Genomic DNA, 17,370 nt, shown 5'->3' on the forward strand with positions numbered 1-17,370 from the left:
CAGGATGAGCGGTTGAGGATCAGGCGGCGGCGCGGTCGTCCGCCGCGTCTGCGCTCGCATCGGCCTGGCGGTCTTCCGCCCAGTCGAGGACGGTGAGCCGATTGATCACCAGCTCCTTGGCCGTCCGCTCCGACCCGTCGCGGGCGGTGTAGGCGGTGTCGATGAAGGCGCCGATCACGACGGCCTCGCACCCTTGCGCCAGCCCGCGCGCGATGACCTTCTCGTTGAGGCCCTTCGACCAGCTGACGCAGTTGACGCCGACCAGCCGGGCCTTGCCGGCATTGTCGGTCCCGCGCTGTTCGAGCAGGCGGAAGACCGCCTTGCCGAAGTCGTCGCTGATCTGGGGGTCGGCCGCGAGGCGGCCCGTGAACACCATGGTCTGCATATCAGTCTCCTGTTGATGCGAAGCCGCCGGGGAGCCGATCTCCCCAATCCCGCTTCGCCCGAGACCTCCCTTCCTCCTCAGCTCCCGGCCGGGCGCTTTCGCCCCGGGCGTGACCGCCTGGACTGTCGCTATCGATCCGCTTTCGCGCGATGCTGGGGCATGTGCGTTCTCACCCTCGCCTGGGATATCCACCCGGACTGGCCGCTCGTGGCGGCCGGCAACCGCGACGAAGAGTACGCTCGACTTTCGGAACCACTGGTGCTCCGCCGGGTCGTTCACCTGACCGATACGGCCAAGGTTGTTTGGAGTGACGGAACGCGAAGGGCCGTCGTCATGCGTGGAGACCGTCACAGTGCGCATGGTTTCCAAGCGCCTCAATCACTCGGCAGTCGGAAATCCGCCCACCTGAGCAACTCGCCGCCTGAATACGGGTGAGTTCGGCGTGCAGCGCCTGAAGCCCGGCGATGCGAGTCTCAACCGCCGCAAGCTGGCGTTCGGCGATCCGGTTGACCTCCGTGCAGGGCTGGTCGGGTTCGTCGGACAGCGCCAGCAGGGCGCGGATGTCGTCGATCTCGAACCCCAGCTGCCGCGCGTGGCGAATGAAGGCGAGCCGCCGCGTCGCAGCGCCGTCGTAAAGGCGTCGGTCGCTCGCGGTGCGGGGCGGCTCCTCCAGCAGTCCGATCTTCTCGTAGAACCGGATCGTCGGAACCTTCACGCCGGTCTCGGCCGAAAGGCGCCCGATCGTCCGGAGCGGGGGAGGGGATGGGTCTCTGGCCATGCTCGAAATATAGGGCTTGATCCTCTAGTGGCTAGAGGATGCATGAAGGGTGCATGACGACGCCCGCTCCGACAGAATCCTGCGCCCCGGCCCGAGGCTGCTGCGGCCATCAGGTCCGGTTCGACGGGGCCTCGCCCGCCTATCGGCGCGTGCTGATGGCCGTCATCGCCCTTAATCTGGGTGGGTTCTTCGCGGTCGCCGCGGGCGGTCTCATGCAGGGATCGGCGGCTCTCGCCGCCAATGCGATGGACTTCCTGGCCGACAGCGCCACCTACGCCGTCAGCCTCTGGGCCATCGGCAAGTCCGTGCGGGTGCGGTCCGGTGCCGCAGTCTTCAAAAGCGCAAGCCTCCTCGTCATGGCCGTGAGCATTCTCGGCTACGCCGTCTGGAGAGCGGTCACGGGGCAGCCGCCCGAAGGCGTCGTCATCACCGGTCTGGGACTGGTCGGCTTCGCCGCGAATCTAATCGCCGCCCTGCTGCTCGTGCGTTTCCGTGACGGTGACGCCAACGTGCGCTCCGTCTGGCTTTGCACACGGAACGATCTGATCCACAGCCTGGGCGTCGCCGCGGCCGGCGGGCTGGTCTGGCTGACTGGATCCCGGTGGCCGGACTTGCTGGCGGGCCTTCTGCTGGGCGGCGTCTTCCTCCAGTCCGCCATTTCGATCTTGGTGCAGGCTAGGGCGGAGAGCCGCGCAGCCCACGCCGCTGCTCGGACTTTGTAACGCATTGCCTAACTTCGAGAACGAAAGTATGCAGCGCGCGATGACCTGGTCGATGACGACATGGGCGAAGCTGATCGTGGCGATGACTCTTGTCTTCGCCGCCTTCTTCTTTGCGCCCGCCGTCGACGCCGCGACCTGTCTGCCGGAACCGCCTGCGGCTCACGCGGTCGTCGATCATGATCAAAGCGAGGGCGACCACAGCGGCAAGAGCGGCGGTCACGGGATCTGCTCGCACGGCCACTGCCACCACACCTCAACGGCGCGCGGTCCTGCCGTGGACGCCTTTGCTCCGTCGTTCGGCGAGCCTCCTCTGCAAAGCGGCCGACAGGATGACTTCCGGGCGTCCATCACGCCTGACGGCCTGAAGCGTCCTCCCAGAGTCTGACCGAAGACCTGCGCCTTAGCGCGCCTCTTCGTCCTCAGAAACTCTGGAAATGAATCATGTCTCCCACATCTCGCAGGCGGCCGCGTTACGCGGTCGGCTGCGCCCTCGCTGCGATCGCGGCGACCCTGGCCAGTCCCGTATGGGCTGACCCAGCTCCGACCTATGCCCAACTCCTCGCTCAACTCGGGAATGCGCCTGCGACCCTTGAGGCGGGCGCCAACTACGACGCAGCGGAAGCCCGTGTCCGTCAGGCACGGGTGCGTCCCAACCCTGTCCTCGGCTTCGATGTCGAGAACGCCTATGGCTCAGGCCCCTATTCGGGTCTGAACAACGCGGACATGACCCTGGCGATCAGTCAGGATCTCGAGCTGTGGGGACGTCGTTCGACGCGCATCGCCGCCGCTCGCGCCGAGGCCGGCGCAGTGGGCCTTCAACGAGACCTTGCGGTCATCGACGCCGCAGGCCGCCTGGCCCTGATCTATGCCGAAGCGGAGGCCGCGCAGAGGCGAGCCACGCTCGCGGAAGAAACCCTCACGCTGACCGTCGCGGATGCCCGCGCGGCCCTGACCCTCGTGGAGGAAGGTCGCGAACCTCTCCTCCGCGGCATTCAGGGGGAGGCCGAGGCTGCCTCGGCGCGCGCGACGCGGGATGAAGCTGTCGCGGAACGCGACGCGGCCTATGCCCGTCTCACGGCTGTCGCCATGATCCCGGTTCCGGTCACGCAGATCGAAGACAGCCTTCTCGACGAGGCGCCGACGACGATCGGATCCGTGATCGAGGATGCGCCGACGGTCCGCGTCGCCGAAGCCCAACGGTCCGCCGCCGAACGACGCATCGATGTTCAACGGGTTCAGGCCCGCCCCGACATCAACGCCAGTATCGGCATCCGCCGCTTCGAGGCGGAAGATGCGACGGCGCTGACTTTCGGCGTCAGCATGCCGCTGCCGTTGTTCGACCGGAACCGGGGAAACATCGAAGCGGCGCAAGCCGAGTTTCGCGCTGCCGACGCCCGGCTGATGAGTGCGCGGCAGGAAGCCCAGGCGGACCGCGCTGCCGCGGTCGCTCGCCTTTCGGCCTCGGTCAGTCGCGTCAACGCTGCTGACGGCGGCGTCACCGCCGCAGAGGAAGCCTATCGCCTGTCCCGCATCGGCTTTGAGTCCGGCCGCATTTCCCAGGTCGAACTGCGGGTGACCCGCACCGCCCTCGTCAACGCCCGGTCTGCAGCGGTCGACGCGCGTCTCGCGCGCGTCCGAGCCGAGATCGATCTCGCGCGCCTTGATGGCCGCGCCCCCTTCGAAGGAGCCCAGTGATGCGCAAGCGCACATCGAACAAGACCCTGCTGATCGGCGGCGTCGCCGCCCTGGTCATTCTCGGAGGCGGCGGCCTCTGGTTGGCCACCCGGTCCTCCGAACCCGCCGCGCCGGCTGCCGCCGAAGGCGAAGCCGGCCATGCCGAGGAAGAGGGGGGACACGCCGAGGGGGAGGCCGCCGGGGCAGAGACCGAAGGTCGGATTGAACTCACCACAGCAGAGATCCAGGCAGCGGGCATCACGGTCGTCGGCGTCGGCGGCGGAGGAGGAGGGGAGACCCGGCTCGCCGGCCGCGTAGAGCCGATGGTCGATTCTCGCGCTGCCGTGGGCGCTGCCGTCGGAGGTCGCGTCGAGCGCGTTCTCGTCGCGCCGGGTCAGTCGGTCCGCGCCGGTCAGCCGCTTGTGAGCCTTGTCAGCGGCGAGGCGGCGACCTTCCGCGCGGACGCCGACGCGGCCGGGGCATCCGCTGAAGCGGCGCGCCAGGCCTATGAGCGAAATCGCAGTCTGGCGGATCAGGGCATCGTCGCGCGGCAGGAGGTCGAAGCGTCACGCGCCCAGTTCCTGAGCGCCGAGGCGGCGACCCGCGCCGCTCGCGCCCGCTCGGCGGCCGCTGGCTCTCCGAACGCTTCGGGCAGGCTCAGCGTGACCAGTCCGATCTCGGGCGTGGTCAGCAGCGTCCAGGTCGGTCCGGGCGGGTTCGTCGCCCAGGGCGGCGTGGTGGCGGAAGTCAGCAATCCTGCTCGTGTCGAGATGGTCTTCAACGCACCGCCTGCCCTTGCGGCCAATGTGCGTGCCGGTGCGCCAATGCGCGTGACCGGGCCGAACGGCGAGTTCGACGCCGTCGTCACCGGCGTCGCCGCCGACGCCGGTCTCAGCGAAAGCGGCGCGACCGTGATCCGGGCCCGACCCTCTGGCGCGTCTCTGCCGCCAGCCGGTTCGGCCGTCACTGGCGCCATCGTGACCGGCGAGGCGACTGGCGGGATGACCGTGCCCACCGAGGCGGTCCAGACCGTCGATGGAAACACCGTGGTCTTCGTGCAGGTCGAGGGCGGCTTCCAAGCCGTGCAAGTGCTCGCAGGCCGCCAGGCCGCGGGCCGCACCGAGATCCTGCGCGGGCTCACCGGATCTGAACGCGTGGCGTCCGCCAACGCCTTCCTGCTCAAGGCCGAAATGGCCAAGGGCGAAGCCGAGCACGGGCACTAGGGGGCGTCATGTTCAAAGCACTTATCGAAGCCTCGGTCCGCTTCCGATGGTTCGTGGTCCTGGCGACGGCGATCGTCGCCGCCTTCGGCCTCTACAACCTGACGCAGCTACCCATCGACGCCGTGCCGGACATCACCAACCGGCAGGTTCAGATCAACACCATCGCGCCAGCGCTCGCGCCCGAGCAGATGGAACGTCAGGTCACCTATCCGCTCGAAACCGCGATGGCGGGTATTCCTGGCATCCAGACCACGCGGTCGCTGAGCCGAAACGGCTTCAGCCAGGTCACGGTCATCTTCTCCGACAACACGGACATCTACTTCGCCCGCCAGCAGGTGGCCGAACGGATGGCCCAGGCGCGCGAACGGTTGCCCGAAGGCGTGGAGCCGGCGCTTGCGCCCATCACCACGGGACTGGGCGAGGTGCTGATGTGGACGGTCGACTTCAAGCCGTTCAACAGCGCCAACCTCGCCAAACCGGGTGAGCCCGGCTGGCAGGCGGGCGGCGCCTATCTGACGCCCGAAGGCGAACTCCTGACCACGCCCCAGGCCCGCGCAACCTATCTCCGCACGGTTCAGGACTGGATCATCGCCCCGCGCATGCGGACCGCGAAGGGACTGGCCGGCGTTGATGTGAACGGCGGCTATGTGAAGGAGTATGCGGTCCGACCCGACGCCGCGCGTCTGGCGGGTTACGGTCTGAGCCTGAACGATCTCGTCGTCGCGCTGGAACGGGCTAACACCCAGGCTGGCGCTGGCTATGTCCAGCGGTCCGGCGAAGCCTTGACCGTGCGGACCGACGCCTTGGCGCAGACCATCCCGGATCTCGCCCAGGCCCCCGTCGTCAACCGCAACGGACTGGTCGTCCGGGTCGCCGACGTCGCCACCGTCGAGATTGGCCAGGCGCCGCGTCTCGGCGGCGCCAGCCGCGACGGCCACGAGGCCGTGGTTGGTACGGCGCTGATGCTGGCCGGCGGCAACAGCCGGACGGTGGCCCAAGCCGCAGCCGAACGTCTCGAGGAGGTTTCCGCGAGCCTGCCGCCGAGCGTTGTCGCCGAACCGGTCCTGAACCGCAGCTCGCTGGTCAACAAGACCATCTCAACCGTCGCCAAGAACCTGATCGAAGGCGCTCTGCTGGTGATCGTGGTGCTGTTCCTGCTGCTCGGCAACATCCGTGCGGCCTCGATCACCGCCCTGATGATCCCGATCAGCTTCCTGTTCGCGGTCATCGGCATGAACCGCTTTGGCATCAGCGGAAACCTGATGAGCCTCGGCGCGCTGGACTTCGGCCTTCTGGTCGACGGCGCGGTCGTGGTGGTCGAGAATACCCTGCTGATGCTCAGCCAGCGGCGGGCCGAAGCCGGTCGAATGCTGACACGCCGGGAGCGGCTCGAGGTTGCTGGAGCCGCGGCGCGTCAGATGGTCAAACCGGCTGCTTTTGGCCAGCTGATCATCCTCCTGGTCTTCACGCCGCTGCTGATGCTTGAGGGCGTGGAGGGCAAGACCTTCATCCCCATGGGCGCAACGGTGATGCTGGCCCTCGTCGGCGCCTTCATCTTCTCTTTCACCTTCGTGCCGGCGATGACGGCCCTGCTGGTCCGGGATCCGAAGAAGGTCGAGGTCGATGAGCACGGCCACGCCCACGAGCACGAGACCTTCATCCTCCGATACGCGCGGCGCTGGATCGAACCGGCGATCCGCGCCGCCGTCGACCGGCCCAAAGTCGTCCTGGCGTCCGCGCTCGGCGCCCTCGTCATTGGCGGCATCGCCTTCAGTTCTTTGGGGCGGGAGTTCATTCCGACCCTGGATGAAGGCGATATCGCCATGCAGGCGTTGCGCGTGCCGTCCGCCTCGCTGGAACAATCGCTGGCGATGCAGATGGCCCTCGAACGCGTCATCAAGGCCCAGCCCGAGGTGAAGACTGTCTTCGCCCGGACCGGGACGGCGGAGGCGGCGGTGGACCCGATGCCGCCGAACATTTCGGACGCGGTCATCGTCCTGAAAGACCGCAAGGAGTGGCCCGATCCGAACCTTCCGAAAGAGGAGCTGATCGAACGGTTCGAAGAGCTCGCCGCCGGACAACTCGGCAACAGCTTCGAGTTCAGCCAGCCCATCGAGCTGCGCTTCAACGAGCTGATCTCGGGGGTTCGGACCGACCTCGCCGTGATGGTCTATGGCGACGACTTCACCCAGCTGCAGGCCACTGCGGACCGGGTCGCCGCCGCCCTGCGCGCAACGCCCGGATCTGCCGACGTTCGCGTCGAACAGGCGTCCGGGCTGCCCACCCTGACCGTCAGCGTGGATCGTTTCGCGGCCGCCAACTACGGCTTGTCGGCCGCCGATGTCTCCGAGGCGGTTTCGGCCGCGGTCGGCGGCGCCGAGGCCGGGCAAATCTTCGAAGGCGATCGTCGCTTCAGCGTCGTCGTCCGTCTCGCGGATGATGCACGGAATGATCCGGCGGCCCTTGCGGCTCTGCCGGTAACGACCGCCACAGGCGTGACCGTGCCGCTCTCCTCCGTCGCCCGGATTCAGGTCGCGGAAGGACAGAACCAGATCAGCCGCAATGACGGCAGCCGGCGGATGGTGGTGCAGGCCAACGTTCGCGGGCGCGACCTGGGCGGCTTCGTCACCGAGGCCCAGGCCAAGGTGGAGGCCGACGTCGATCTTCCGACCGGCTACTCCCTGACCTGGGGTGGCCAGTTCGAGAACCTGAAGCGGGCCGAACAGCGTCTGGGGCTGGTCATTCCGATCGTCTTCATCCTGATCGGGGTCTTGCTTTTCATGGCTCTGGGATCCTTCGCCGAGGCGGGCCTGGTGTTCGCGTGCGTTCCGTTGGCTCTGGTCGGCGGCGCCCTGGCGCTTGTCCTCAGGGGGATGCCGTTCTCGGTTTCCGCAGCGGTCGGCTTCATCGCCGTGTCCGGCGTCGCGACCTTGAACGGTCTCGTGCTGATGCAGGCCATTCGGGAGCGTCTCACGGGCGGAGCGGCGCCGCGTCTTGCCGCCATCGAAGGCGCGACAAGCCGGCTTCGCGCCGTCCTGACGACGGCTCTCGTCGCCATCGTCGGGTTTATCCCGATGGCATTCGCTCACGGCGCCGGCGCCGAAGTGCAGAAGCCGCTGGCCACCGTGGTCATCGGAGGCCTGCTCACGGCCACCGCGCTGACGCTCCTTGTCCTTCCGACCTTCGCGGCCAAGGCCGTGAAACACCGGAAGGCGGAAGGGATCGAGGAATGAGCGGGGCCCACGAAACAGAGCAGGTCCAGCGCCGCACCCTCCTGGTGGTGCTGTTCCTGAACGCTCTGCTGTTCGTGGGCCTGGGAGTCGGCGGCCTCGCCGCCGACTCCAGCGCTCTGCTCGCGAACGCCGTCGACAACGGCTCCGACGCGGCCGTCTATCTGATCAGCTTCCTCGCCGTCGGGCGCGCGCTGATCTGGAAGACGCGGGCGGCTCAGGTCTCCGGCGTGATGCTGCTGATCTTCTCGGTCCTCGTCCTGCTCGACGCCCTGCGCCGGACGCTGACGGGAACCGAGCCGGTCGGACCGACCATGATGGTGCTCGCTGTCGTAGCGGCGGTTATCAATCTGATCTGCCTGCTGTTGATCCGTCGTCAGCAGAGCAGCGACGTCAACATGAAGGCGGCCGAGACATTCAGCCTGAACGATTTCGCCTCGAACGGCGGCATCCTCGTCGCAGGCGGCCTGGTGATGTGGTTGGACCAGTCGTGGCCCGACCTGCTGGTGGGGGTGCTGGTCGCCGCCATAGCCGCCAAGGGCGGCTTCGACATTCTACGCGATGCGCGCCTTGCGCGACGCGACGCGGAGAGCTCGGTGACATGAGCCCGCCGTTGATCGACATCGCCTCCGTCCAGCGCTGGCGCAAACTCTTCATCGCCGCCGGGTTGTTCGCCCTGCTGGCCTGGACCGCTCTCGTGAAGGCCCAGCCACAGCTCGAGCATCCCGTCGAACATCTCGGGCTGATCGCCATCATGGTTTGCGTCTTGGGGCGCGCCTGGTGCTCGCTCTACATCGGCGGCCGAAAGAAGCAGGAGATCGTCACCAGCGGGCCTTATTCGCTGTGTCGAAACCCGCTTTATGTTTTCAGCTTCATCGGCGCATTCGGGATCGGCGCACAGACGGGCAGCCTGACCGTCGGCGCCACCTTCGCCGTCGCCTGCTGGATCGTGTTCCGCATCGTCGCGAGCCGAGAGGAAAGCTTCCTGACGTCGGCCTTCGGCGACACCTACCGCAGCTACGTCGTGCGCACCCCCCGCTTCGTTCCGAACCTGCGCCTCTGGCGTGATGAGGCGGAACTGTCCGTCCGGCCGGCCTTCTTCCTCCGGACTGTCCGCGACGGCCTTGTCTTCCTTCTGGCGTTGCCCGTGTTCGAGGGACTGGAGCACCTCCAGAACCTCGGCTGGCTCGACGCTCTCATCGCCCTACCGTGAGGTCGAGATGAACCGCAAGCGACTGGTCATCCTCCTGAGTGCGGCTTTGGCGATCGCCGCCTTCGTCGCTGGAGCCGTCGCCCAGCGCGCCGGGATGTTCGTGCCTGACCGCTCGATCCCTACCCGTGATGTCTCCTGAGGAGCCCGATCATGCCCAAGACCCTCCGCCTCAACATTCCCGTCCTCCTGCCTCATGCGCCCGATGTGCAGGACGGCTGCGTTGGACGGCTGATCGCGCTGTTGCGGGCCGAACCCGGCGTCTCTGAGGCGCATGTCGCCGAAGGCGAGGGAGGCCCAGAGCTTTGCATCCATTACGACCCCGACCAGCTGTCGCTGGCTCAGGTCCGTCGCCGTGCGCGTCAGGCCGGAGCCGAGGTCAGTGAGCGTTTCGGGCATCTCGTCGGGCGAGTGGAGGGTGTCCGCCACGCCCGGCACGCCCGCACGCTCGCGGCCGCGCTCGGCGAAGAAGCCGGCGTGATCGAGGCGGTGCTGGATCCGGCTGGCGCTCTGCGCCTGGAGTTCGACCGGCAGATCACGAACCGTGAGACGCTTGTCGATCGCCTTGCGAGCCACGGCCTCGCACTGGTCGGAGCGACGGAGGACGCTGCTTCAGCCACTGCAAAGCGCCCTGATGCGCAGCCGACTGCGCCATCCGATGACGAGGCCAGTCATACGCCCGATGACGGTCACGGCCATGGCCACTTCGATGGCGATGGCCATGACCACGGACATTCCGAAGGCGACGGGCACGACCATGGTCATGGCGGCTTCCTCGGACCCAACACGGAGCTCATTTTCGCGGTCGGCAGCGGTGTCGCGCTCACGATTGGTTGGCTGATCGAGAAATTCATTCCGGGCGTGCCGGGATGGCTGCCCTTCGGCCTTTTCCTGATCGCCTATGCCTTGGGCGGCTGGTTCACGGTCGGCGAGGCTGTCGGGAATCTGCGGCGCAAGCGTTTCGAGATCGACACCCTGATGCTGGTGGCCGCAGCCGGCGCCGCGGCGCTCGGAGCCTGGGCGGAAGGGGCGCTGCTACTGTTCCTGTTCAGCCTCGGGCACGCCCTCGAACACTTCGCGATGGGTCGCGCCAAGAAGGCGATCGAGGCTCTGGCCGCCTTGGCCCCGCGCACCGCTCATGTGCGGCGAGGAGAGGCCGTCGTCGAACTTCCGGTCGAAGAGCTGGAAGTCGGCGACCTCGTCGTCGTCCGGCCGAACGAGCGTCTCCCGGCCGACGGCTTCGTCGTGAAGGGAACATCCAGCGTGAACCAGGCTCCCGTGACAGGGGAGAGCATTCCGGTGGACAAGCAGCCTGTCCTGAACCCCGAGGAGGCCCGCGCCAAGCCGGCGAATGTCTCGGCGGCGTCGGTGGTCTTCGCCGGCACCATTAACGGCGGCGGCGCCATCGAGATCGAAACGACGCGTCGATCCAACGACACCACCTTGGCCAAGGTCGTCCGGATGGTGAGTGAGGCCGAGACCCAAAAGTCGCCGACCCAGCGCTTCACCGATCGCTTCGAGCGCGTCTTCGTGCCCCTCGTGCTCGGTCTGGCCTTCGTCCTCCTGTTTGCATGGGTTGTCGTCGACGAGCCGTTCCGCGACAGCTTCTATCGGGCGATGGCCGTGCTGGTGGCCGCCAGTCCGTGCGCTCTCGCGATCGCCACGCCGAGCGCGGTGTTGTCCGGGGTCGCCCGGGCGGCCCGCGCCGGGGTTCTCGTCAAGGGTGGCGCGCCGCTCGAAAACCTGGGAGCGCTCGACGCCATCGCGTTTGACAAGACCGGGACGCTGACCGAGGGGCGGCCGCGGATCACCGATGTCGTTCCGTTCGGCCAGACGACAGAGAGCGAGCTCCTGGAGATTGCTGTCGCGGTCGAACGGCTCAGCGATCACCCCTTGGCGGAAGCGATCGTCCGCGACGGAAGCCAGCGGTTGGTCGCCGCCCCCGTTCGAACCGCAACGGATTTGCGTAGCCTGACTGGCAAGGGCGTCACGGCACGCCTGGACGACCAGGATGTTTGGATCGGCAAACCGGAGATGTTCGGTTCGGACGCCATCGCTCCGCTCGCACCGGACACCGAGATCGCCGTCGCGGGCCTTCGAAACCAGGGACGGACGCTCATGGTGGTTCGCCGCGGGACAAAGGATCTCGGGGTCATCGGCCTTCTCGACACGCCTCGGGCCAAGGCGCGCGAGACCCTTACCGCGCTCCGCGCGCTCGGCATTCGCCGCATGATCATGATCTCGGGCGACCACCAGAAGGCGGCCCAGGCGGTGGCCGGTCAGGTCGGGCTGACCGAGGCGTGGGGCGACCTGATGCCGGAGGACAAGGTCGACGCCATCAAGAAACTCCGGGCGGAGACCAAGGTCGCCATGGTCGGCGATGGCGTCAACGATGCTCCGGCGATGGCCACCGCGACGGTCGGCGTCGCCATGGGTGCGGCGGGATCGGACGTCGCCCTGGAGACCGCCGACGTAGCCTTGATGGCGGATGATTTGTCGAAGTTGCCCTTCACCGTGGGTCTCAGCCGTCAAACCCGCCGCATCATCCGCCAGAACCTGTTCGTCAGCCTCGGGGTCGTGGCGTTCCTCGTCCCGGCGACGATCCTCGGTCTCGGCATCGGCCCTGCCGTCGCCCTCCACGAGGGTTCCACCCTGCTGGTCGTCTTCAACGCGCTTCGCCTTCTGGCGTGGCGCGGTCCGCGCGGCGTCGAATGACCCGCCTTCAGGAAAGCAAAGGATAGTCCAATGAAACGTCTCGGCTGGGTTGGCGTCATCGCCGCCTTTCTCCTGATCTCGGTCTTCGGCTTCGGGATGCTCTCGCGGCAGGGTCGCCCGGCGCCGGAGCCGACGGCAGTCGATGCACGCCCGATCGACCAGCATGCCGGGCACGGCGATGCCGCCTCGGATAATCCCGCCACCCGTTCCTACAAGGAGGCGAACGAGCGGATGCACGCCGCTATGAACATCGACTACAGCGGCGACGCCGATGTCGACTTCATGCGCGGGATGATCGCCCACCACGAGGGGGCGGTCGCCATGGCAAGGATTGCGCTCGACCAAGGTTCGGATCCCGAGGTCAAGGGCCTCGCGGAGGAGATCATTCGGACTCAGGAAGCTGAAATTGTCCGTATGCGGGTGTGGCTGGCCAACCGCGCGGCTCGCCCGGCGGACGCGCAGGGCTGAAGCCATGGGGGGCAAGCGATCCCCGATCCGGAGCAAGGCTCCTCGATGGCGTCCAGGGCGCTACAAGGGGCGCGGCCGGTCCAAGCTATACGGGAGGCCAGAGCCGTTCCGGCCGGTGCAGGACACACTGATCGCGATTGGCGCGAGCCTCGTCGCCGGCGCGATCGTCGTCTGTCTCGCCGTACCGCTGGCGGCGACCTACCGCATCCCGGTGTTCGTGTCCTTCGGCGTTCTCATGTCGCTCCTGGCGATCATGACCTATCGTCTCGGGCGGAAGGGGCAGGCTGGACGGGTCATGACCGCCGCCATGGCGACTGTATGTCTCTTGGGGTTCGGCCTTCTTGTTCTGACGCGAGATCAGTTGCAGTTCGGTCCGCGTCATCACGATCACCCCGGAGTGGCCGAAGCGGCACGGCCTTGAGACTGCAGCGCAGACCGCCAGGCCGCAGCCGGTCTGGGTTTCGCGGGACGGTGTCGCTCTTCCCATTTGGTAATCGTCGGCGCGCTGCCGCTGTTGATTCCAGTCGCCGGACTTGTCGGTATCGCGCCCGGCGACCCGCAGTGAGCCGGCAAGCGTAAGTCGCTGTTTCGCTAGGCTGCGGCACCCTCCAGGATCGACTGGACCGGATGGCGGCGCAGCACCCCCTCCACGACATCGGGCCGGTCCACCGGAACGAAGACCCGTGGGGCATAGGCGATGATCTCGACGAAGCAGCCGAGCGAGACCAGGGCGTCACGGTCGGTGCGGCCCCCGACCACTTCCAGCCGCCAGCGGTCCATGACCCGCGATCGCTTGAGCCACAGGCCGCCCGAAAGGGCGAGCTGGACATTGCGGTCGAGTACGGCCGCAGCGGTGCGCCCGCCATCGGCCCAGGCGTCGCCGACCTCGGTCAGGCCCAGCGCCGTCTTCAGGCTGGCGGCCTGAACCTCGTCCAGCACGCGGCCCAGCCAACGCCGACCGTCCGGCGCGCGTACGCGGCGAACCGAACAGCCCTTGGACGGCAGCCTTCCCCAGATTGGCAACAGAAGGCCGGTCGCCAGGGTCAGGCGGCGCGTCCGCCACGGATCGGTCGCGGCGACTTCGGCGTCCCAGACCGCCCGCCACGCCGCCTCATCGGTCTGGGCCCAGGCCGACTCCTCGAACGTCTTCTCCGGCGTGACCTGATGCTGGTCAGGCCGCAAGAGGCGCACCGCCGGAACAAGCCGGTCGTCATCGGTCGTGGTGGTCAACCCGAACTCGGCCAGGGCGGCGCGGCCGGAACGGTCGTTGACGACCAGGCGGAAGGCCGAGCCTTCAGCGCCTGCCAACGCCGCGTCCGAGCTGACGAGTTCACGCCGCACCTTGAGTTCGAAGGTGACGAGTGCGGTTTCCGCCCCGGTCGAGACGTCGGTCCGGATGGTCTCCTCCTCCACCACGGCCAACTCCTCAGCCTCGATGTCCTCCAGCCCGCGGTCCAGGTCGGCCGAGGCGGCGGCCCTTTCGAGAATGCCTGAAAGGATGCCGTCGAAGTCGGCGAACAGGGCGTTCTGGTCGGCGATGCGCAACGCCAGCAGCCGGTTCAGGAAGGTGTGGATCGGCGGCAGGTCGTCGGAGAGCTTGAGCCCCCCGTCGGCGTCGCGCAGCTTCAGGCCGGTCCTGGTCTCGAAGTCCTCCAGCGTCATGGACGACAGCTCGCCAAAGCCGAGCGCGCCATAGAAGACGAGCAAGGCGCGTCGCGCCCACGGGCTTTCCAGATTGTCCTCGGCCCGGAACAGACCGGCCCCGGCCGTTCGGCGTTCGCCGCGCGTCAGGGCTCCCAGCGAATCCAGCCGTCGAGCGATGGTCGAGGTGAACCGCTTCTCGCCGTGGATGTCGGTGGTGACCGGGCGGAACAGCGGCGGACAGGCCTGATGGGTGCGATGACTGCGCCCCAGACCCTGGATGGCGGCATCCGCCCGCCAGCCCGGTTCGACCAGGTAGTGCGAGCGGCGCTGCTGGTTCGGCGCCGAGAGGTCGGAGTGGTAGCTGCGTCCTGTGCCGCCTGCGTCCGAGAAGACCAGGATACGCTTGCGGCCGGACATGAAGGCGTCGGTCTCCGACCGCGCGGCCGAGGCGCCGCGGCGCTCGACGAGCCGGCGTCCGTCGCGCGCGACGACGCGACGCGACCGTCCCGTGATCTCTGCGACCGCCTCTGTTCCGAAGGTGTCCAGAAGGGCGTCCAGAACGCCGGGCACGGCGGGCAGGAGCGCCATCTTCTCGATCAGGTCTTCGCGCCGGCGCAACGCCTCCTGGCTCACGGCGGGCCGGCCGTCGACCATGACCGGGACCAGCGTCACCGAGCCGTCGTCACCCTCGATCGCCTCCATGAGATTCACCGGGAAAGCCTCGCGCAGATAGTCGAGGACATATTCGCGCGGCGTCAGGTCAATGGAGAGGTTGTTCCATTCCTCCGGCGGGATGGACGCCAGTCTTCGCTCCATCACCGCCTCGTTCGTCGAAACGATCTGGATCACGGCGGAACGCCCTTCGGTCAGGTCCGCCCGGATCGACGCCGCAAGCGTCGGCGCCTTCAATCCCGCGAGGAGGTGGCCGAAGAAGCGCAGCTTGGCGCCTTCAAACGCGGAATGGACGGCTGAGGCGGCCAGGCCGCTCTTGGCCTTGCCTTCCTCATCATTGAAGCCGGTCGCTTTCAGCGCCTCGCCCAGATTGGCGTGGATCAGCTGGAAGGCGTCGGCCCAGGCGTCCCAGATGCTGATGTCGTCCTCGGTCAGGGCGTGGAAGAGCGGCTCGTACTCGACGCCCTCGAACGACAACGACCGCGCCACATAGAGGCCGAGCGCCTTGAGCTCGCGCGCGACGAGCTCCATGGCGGCGACCCCGCCCTTGTCCATGGCGTCGAGGAAGTCGTCGCGGGTGACGAAGGGCGCCTCCGGCCCGCCCCAAAGACCCAGACGGGCCGCGTAAGCCAGATTCTCCGCGGTGGTGGCGCCGGTCGCCGAGACATAGAGCACCCGGGCGTTCGGCAGCCGGTTCTGAAGCGCCAGGCCGGCCATCCCCTGCAGGGAGGCCTTCTTCGTTCCCCGCGCCCCCTTGCCGCCCCCCGCGGCGTTGGCCATGGCGTGGGCCTCGTCGAAGGCGATGACCCCGTCGAAATCCTCGCCCAGCCAGGCGACGATCTGGTCGAGCCGCGACATCTTCTGGCCGCGCGCAGGCTGACGCAGGGTGGCGTAGGTGGTGAAGACAATCCCGCGATCCAGCCGCACGCCATCTCCCAACTTCCAGCTGTTGAGCGGCACGATGTCGTGGGCCCCGCCGCCGATGGCGGCCCAATCGCGCCGGGCGTCGTCCAGCAGGGAGTCGTTCTTCGACAACCACAGGGCCTTGGTCCGCCCCTGGGCCATGTTGTCGGCGATGACGGCGGCGATCTCCCGGCCCTTGCCGCAGCCGGTGCCGTCGCCAAGGAAGAAGCCGCGCCGGAGCTGGACGGAACCCTCATCCTCCTCCCGCGACAACCTGAGCTGACGAGCCGACTCTCCCGGCGTCCACCAGGCGGGCAGCATGCCGGCGTGAGCCTCGCCGGCGTAGATGACCGTCTCCAGCTGGGCGTCGGAGATCCGGCCGTCGAGACGCACCGCCGCCGGAAGGACCGGCCGGTATGACGGGGCGGGCGGGGCGACCGAGGCCATCGGACCGGACTCGACCAGGGCTGACGGGTGGGGCGTCTGCGCCGTCAGGGCGATCCGCGCCAGCCGGTGCGCCTGGTAGAGGCCGACATCGCGGCCCTCGCCCGTCCAGGCGAGGGTCTGATAGGTGATGGGGGACGCTCCCGCGAGGAAGCCGAGACGCCCGGACGGCAGGGCGAGTGACCGGTCCCGGGGCGCCAGCAAGGTCTGCGCCCCGAGTTCGAGGCGAACCCTCGGCCTCGCCTTGACGCGCTCGGGCACAGCCGAGGCCAGGGCGGCACAGGCGGCGAGATCTTCACCGTTCGCGAGCGCAGCGACCGCGGCGCCGCCCTCGAGCCGGTCCAGAACCAGCAACCCGGTCTCCACGCTGGTGCCGTGCCTGGAGAAGGCGCGTGGCGGAAAGCCGATCCGGGCGACGACACGCCCCCTGGCGCTCAACCGACGCATCAGACCCTCGTCGATGAGGGCGGTGATCGGCACGACGGCGGCCAGGCGCCCGCCATCGGCCAGGGCCGAGAAGGCCCCGGTCAGATGCGCCTCCAGATCGGTGAAGGGCGGATTGCAGACCGCGACGTCGAACCCGCCCGCGCCCGGCAACAGGTTCTGGACGCGTCGTCCATCAAGACGTGACCGCGTCGCCGAAACGAAGAGGCCGTCGAGCAGGACGGCGCGACCCTCGGCCAGTTCGTTCAGCGTCAGAACTCCGCCGCAGGCCTCGGCCACGATAGCGATCAGCCCGGTGCCCGCCGAAGGCTCCAGCACTTGGTCACCCGGGCGAACCTGACCGGCCAGCACCACGAGCGCCGCCAGTTCCGGCGGCGTGGAGAACTGGTCCAGCGCGATCTGATCTTCGCTGCGTCGGCTGTGGGTCAGACCCAGGGCGCCGACCGTCGCCAGAAGGACGGCGATGGCGGCCGGCGCGTCCTCGAGCCGCGACACCTGGGGCGCCAGCCGGCGGATCTGCAAAACGGTCGCCGCCTCGATGGCCTCATAGGCGTCCCGCCAGTTCCACAAGCCCTCGGCGTCCGACCCGCCGAAGCCGGTGGTCATGACGCTGGAGACCAGTTTGCGGTGCAGCGGGCGGGACCGGGCCAGGTGGGTGGCGAGCACCCGGGCTGCGGCCATGAGGTTGGCGGCGCGGTCGCACGGGCGTGGTGCGCTGAAGAGCGAGAGGCTGGCGGTCTGAGGCGGTGTCTGCGCGGCGGTCATGGGAAGGGCTCCGTCGCCTGGAGCGGCGGGCTCATCCCTCCGGTCCTCCAGGCTCGCGCCCAGCCGCCCTTCCTCCCGCCTTCCATGACGAAG

At 68.2% G+C, this 17,370-nt stretch carries 15 protein-coding genes; 12 read left to right on the forward strand and 3 right to left on the reverse strand.

The window, feature by feature from the left end; translation table 11 throughout:
- Positions 1-19: 19 nt before the first annotated feature.
- On the reverse strand, positions 20-385 hold the full coding sequence (locus ACW172_RS11085) for a single-stranded DNA-binding protein (RefSeq protein WP_035307841.1): 366 nt from the start codon (positions 383-385) through the stop codon (positions 20-22).
- A 159-nt stretch (positions 386-544) separates the two neighbouring features.
- Here ACW172_RS11085 and ACW172_RS11090 point away from each other — a divergent pair, with 159 nt between their 5' ends.
- Positions 545-820, forward strand: coding sequence for an NRDE family protein (locus ACW172_RS11090; RefSeq protein ID WP_119412789.1), 276 nt, complete (start codon positions 545-547; stop codon positions 818-820).
- On the opposite strand, the gene ACW172_RS11095 is transcribed toward ACW172_RS11090, so the two are convergent.
- Entirely contained in the window at positions 717-1,100 is a 384-nt protein-coding gene (locus ACW172_RS11095) for a MerR family transcriptional regulator (protein ID WP_492031580.1), read from the reverse strand. The genes ACW172_RS11090 and ACW172_RS11095 overlap by 104 nt on opposite strands.
- A 116-nt stretch (positions 1,101-1,216) precedes the next feature.
- Between ACW172_RS11095 and ACW172_RS11100 the strand changes: the two genes are divergently transcribed.
- The 11 genes from ACW172_RS11100 (at position 1,217) to ACW172_RS11150 (ending at position 12,826) form a co-directional block, all read left to right on the forward strand.
- Positions 1,217-1,885 (forward strand): cation efflux transmembrane domain-containing protein, encoded by a 669-nt coding sequence (locus ACW172_RS11100; protein WP_119412790.1) that lies wholly within the window; start codon positions 1,217-1,219, stop codon positions 1,883-1,885.
- Between the two features lie 28 nt (positions 1,886-1,913).
- Positions 1,914-2,270 carry a hypothetical protein gene (locus ACW172_RS11105; RefSeq protein WP_197019742.1) on the forward strand — a complete coding sequence of 119 codons (357 nt, stop codon included), beginning with the start codon at positions 1,914-1,916 and terminating at the stop codon, positions 2,268-2,270.
- Between the two features lie 56 nt (positions 2,271-2,326).
- Positions 2,327-3,580 carry a TolC family protein gene (locus ACW172_RS11110; RefSeq protein ID WP_035307836.1) on the forward strand — a complete coding sequence of 418 codons (1,254 nt, stop codon included), beginning with the start codon at positions 2,327-2,329 and terminating at the stop codon, positions 3,578-3,580.
- The gene (locus ACW172_RS11115; protein WP_035307835.1) at positions 3,580-4,782 is read left to right on the forward strand and encodes an efflux RND transporter periplasmic adaptor subunit; all 1,203 of its coding nucleotides are present in this window, start codon (positions 3,580-3,582) and stop codon (positions 4,780-4,782) included. The genes ACW172_RS11110 and ACW172_RS11115 overlap by 1 nt, the downstream gene beginning before the upstream one ends.
- A gap of 8 nt (positions 4,783-4,790) precedes the next feature.
- Positions 4,791-8,015 (forward strand): efflux RND transporter permease subunit, encoded by a 3,225-nt coding sequence (locus ACW172_RS11120; protein ID WP_035307833.1) that lies wholly within the window; start codon positions 4,791-4,793, stop codon positions 8,013-8,015.
- Positions 8,012-8,617, forward strand: a complete 606-nt coding sequence (locus ACW172_RS11125; protein WP_035307831.1) for a cation efflux transmembrane domain-containing protein — start codon at positions 8,012-8,014, stop codon at positions 8,615-8,617. The genes ACW172_RS11120 and ACW172_RS11125 overlap by 4 nt, the downstream gene beginning before the upstream one ends.
- Before the next feature lie 8 nt (positions 8,618-8,625).
- Positions 8,626-9,225 carry a methyltransferase family protein gene (locus ACW172_RS11130; protein ID WP_224764254.1) on the forward strand — a complete coding sequence of 200 codons (600 nt, stop codon included), beginning with the start codon at positions 8,626-8,628 and terminating at the stop codon, positions 9,223-9,225.
- Positions 9,226-9,232: 7 nt separating this feature from the next.
- On the forward strand, positions 9,233-9,364 hold the full coding sequence (locus tag ACW172_RS11135; protein ID WP_255347087.1) for a hypothetical protein: 132 nt from the start codon (positions 9,233-9,235) through the stop codon (positions 9,362-9,364).
- Between the two features lie 11 nt (positions 9,365-9,375).
- Entirely contained in the window at positions 9,376-11,937 is a 2,562-nt protein-coding gene (locus ACW172_RS11140) for a heavy metal translocating P-type ATPase (RefSeq protein WP_035307827.1), read from the forward strand.
- Between the two features lie 30 nt (positions 11,938-11,967).
- Entirely contained in the window at positions 11,968-12,405 is a 438-nt protein-coding gene (gene copM / locus ACW172_RS11145; RefSeq protein WP_035307825.1) for a CopM family metallochaperone, read from the forward strand.
- A gap of 115 nt (positions 12,406-12,520) precedes the next feature.
- Positions 12,521-12,826, forward strand: coding sequence for a hypothetical protein (locus tag ACW172_RS11150; RefSeq protein WP_035307824.1), 306 nt, complete (start codon positions 12,521-12,523; stop codon positions 12,824-12,826).
- 170 nt (positions 12,827-12,996) lie between these two features.
- Here the strand turns inward: ACW172_RS11150 and ACW172_RS11155 are convergent, their stop codons facing one another.
- Positions 12,997-17,277, reverse strand: coding sequence for a strawberry notch-like NTP hydrolase domain-containing protein (locus ACW172_RS11155; RefSeq protein WP_035307822.1), 4,281 nt, complete (start codon positions 17,275-17,277; stop codon positions 12,997-12,999).
- Positions 17,278-17,370: the final 93 nt, after the last annotated feature.

The organism is Brevundimonas sp. ALps5 (assembly GCF_058681645.1).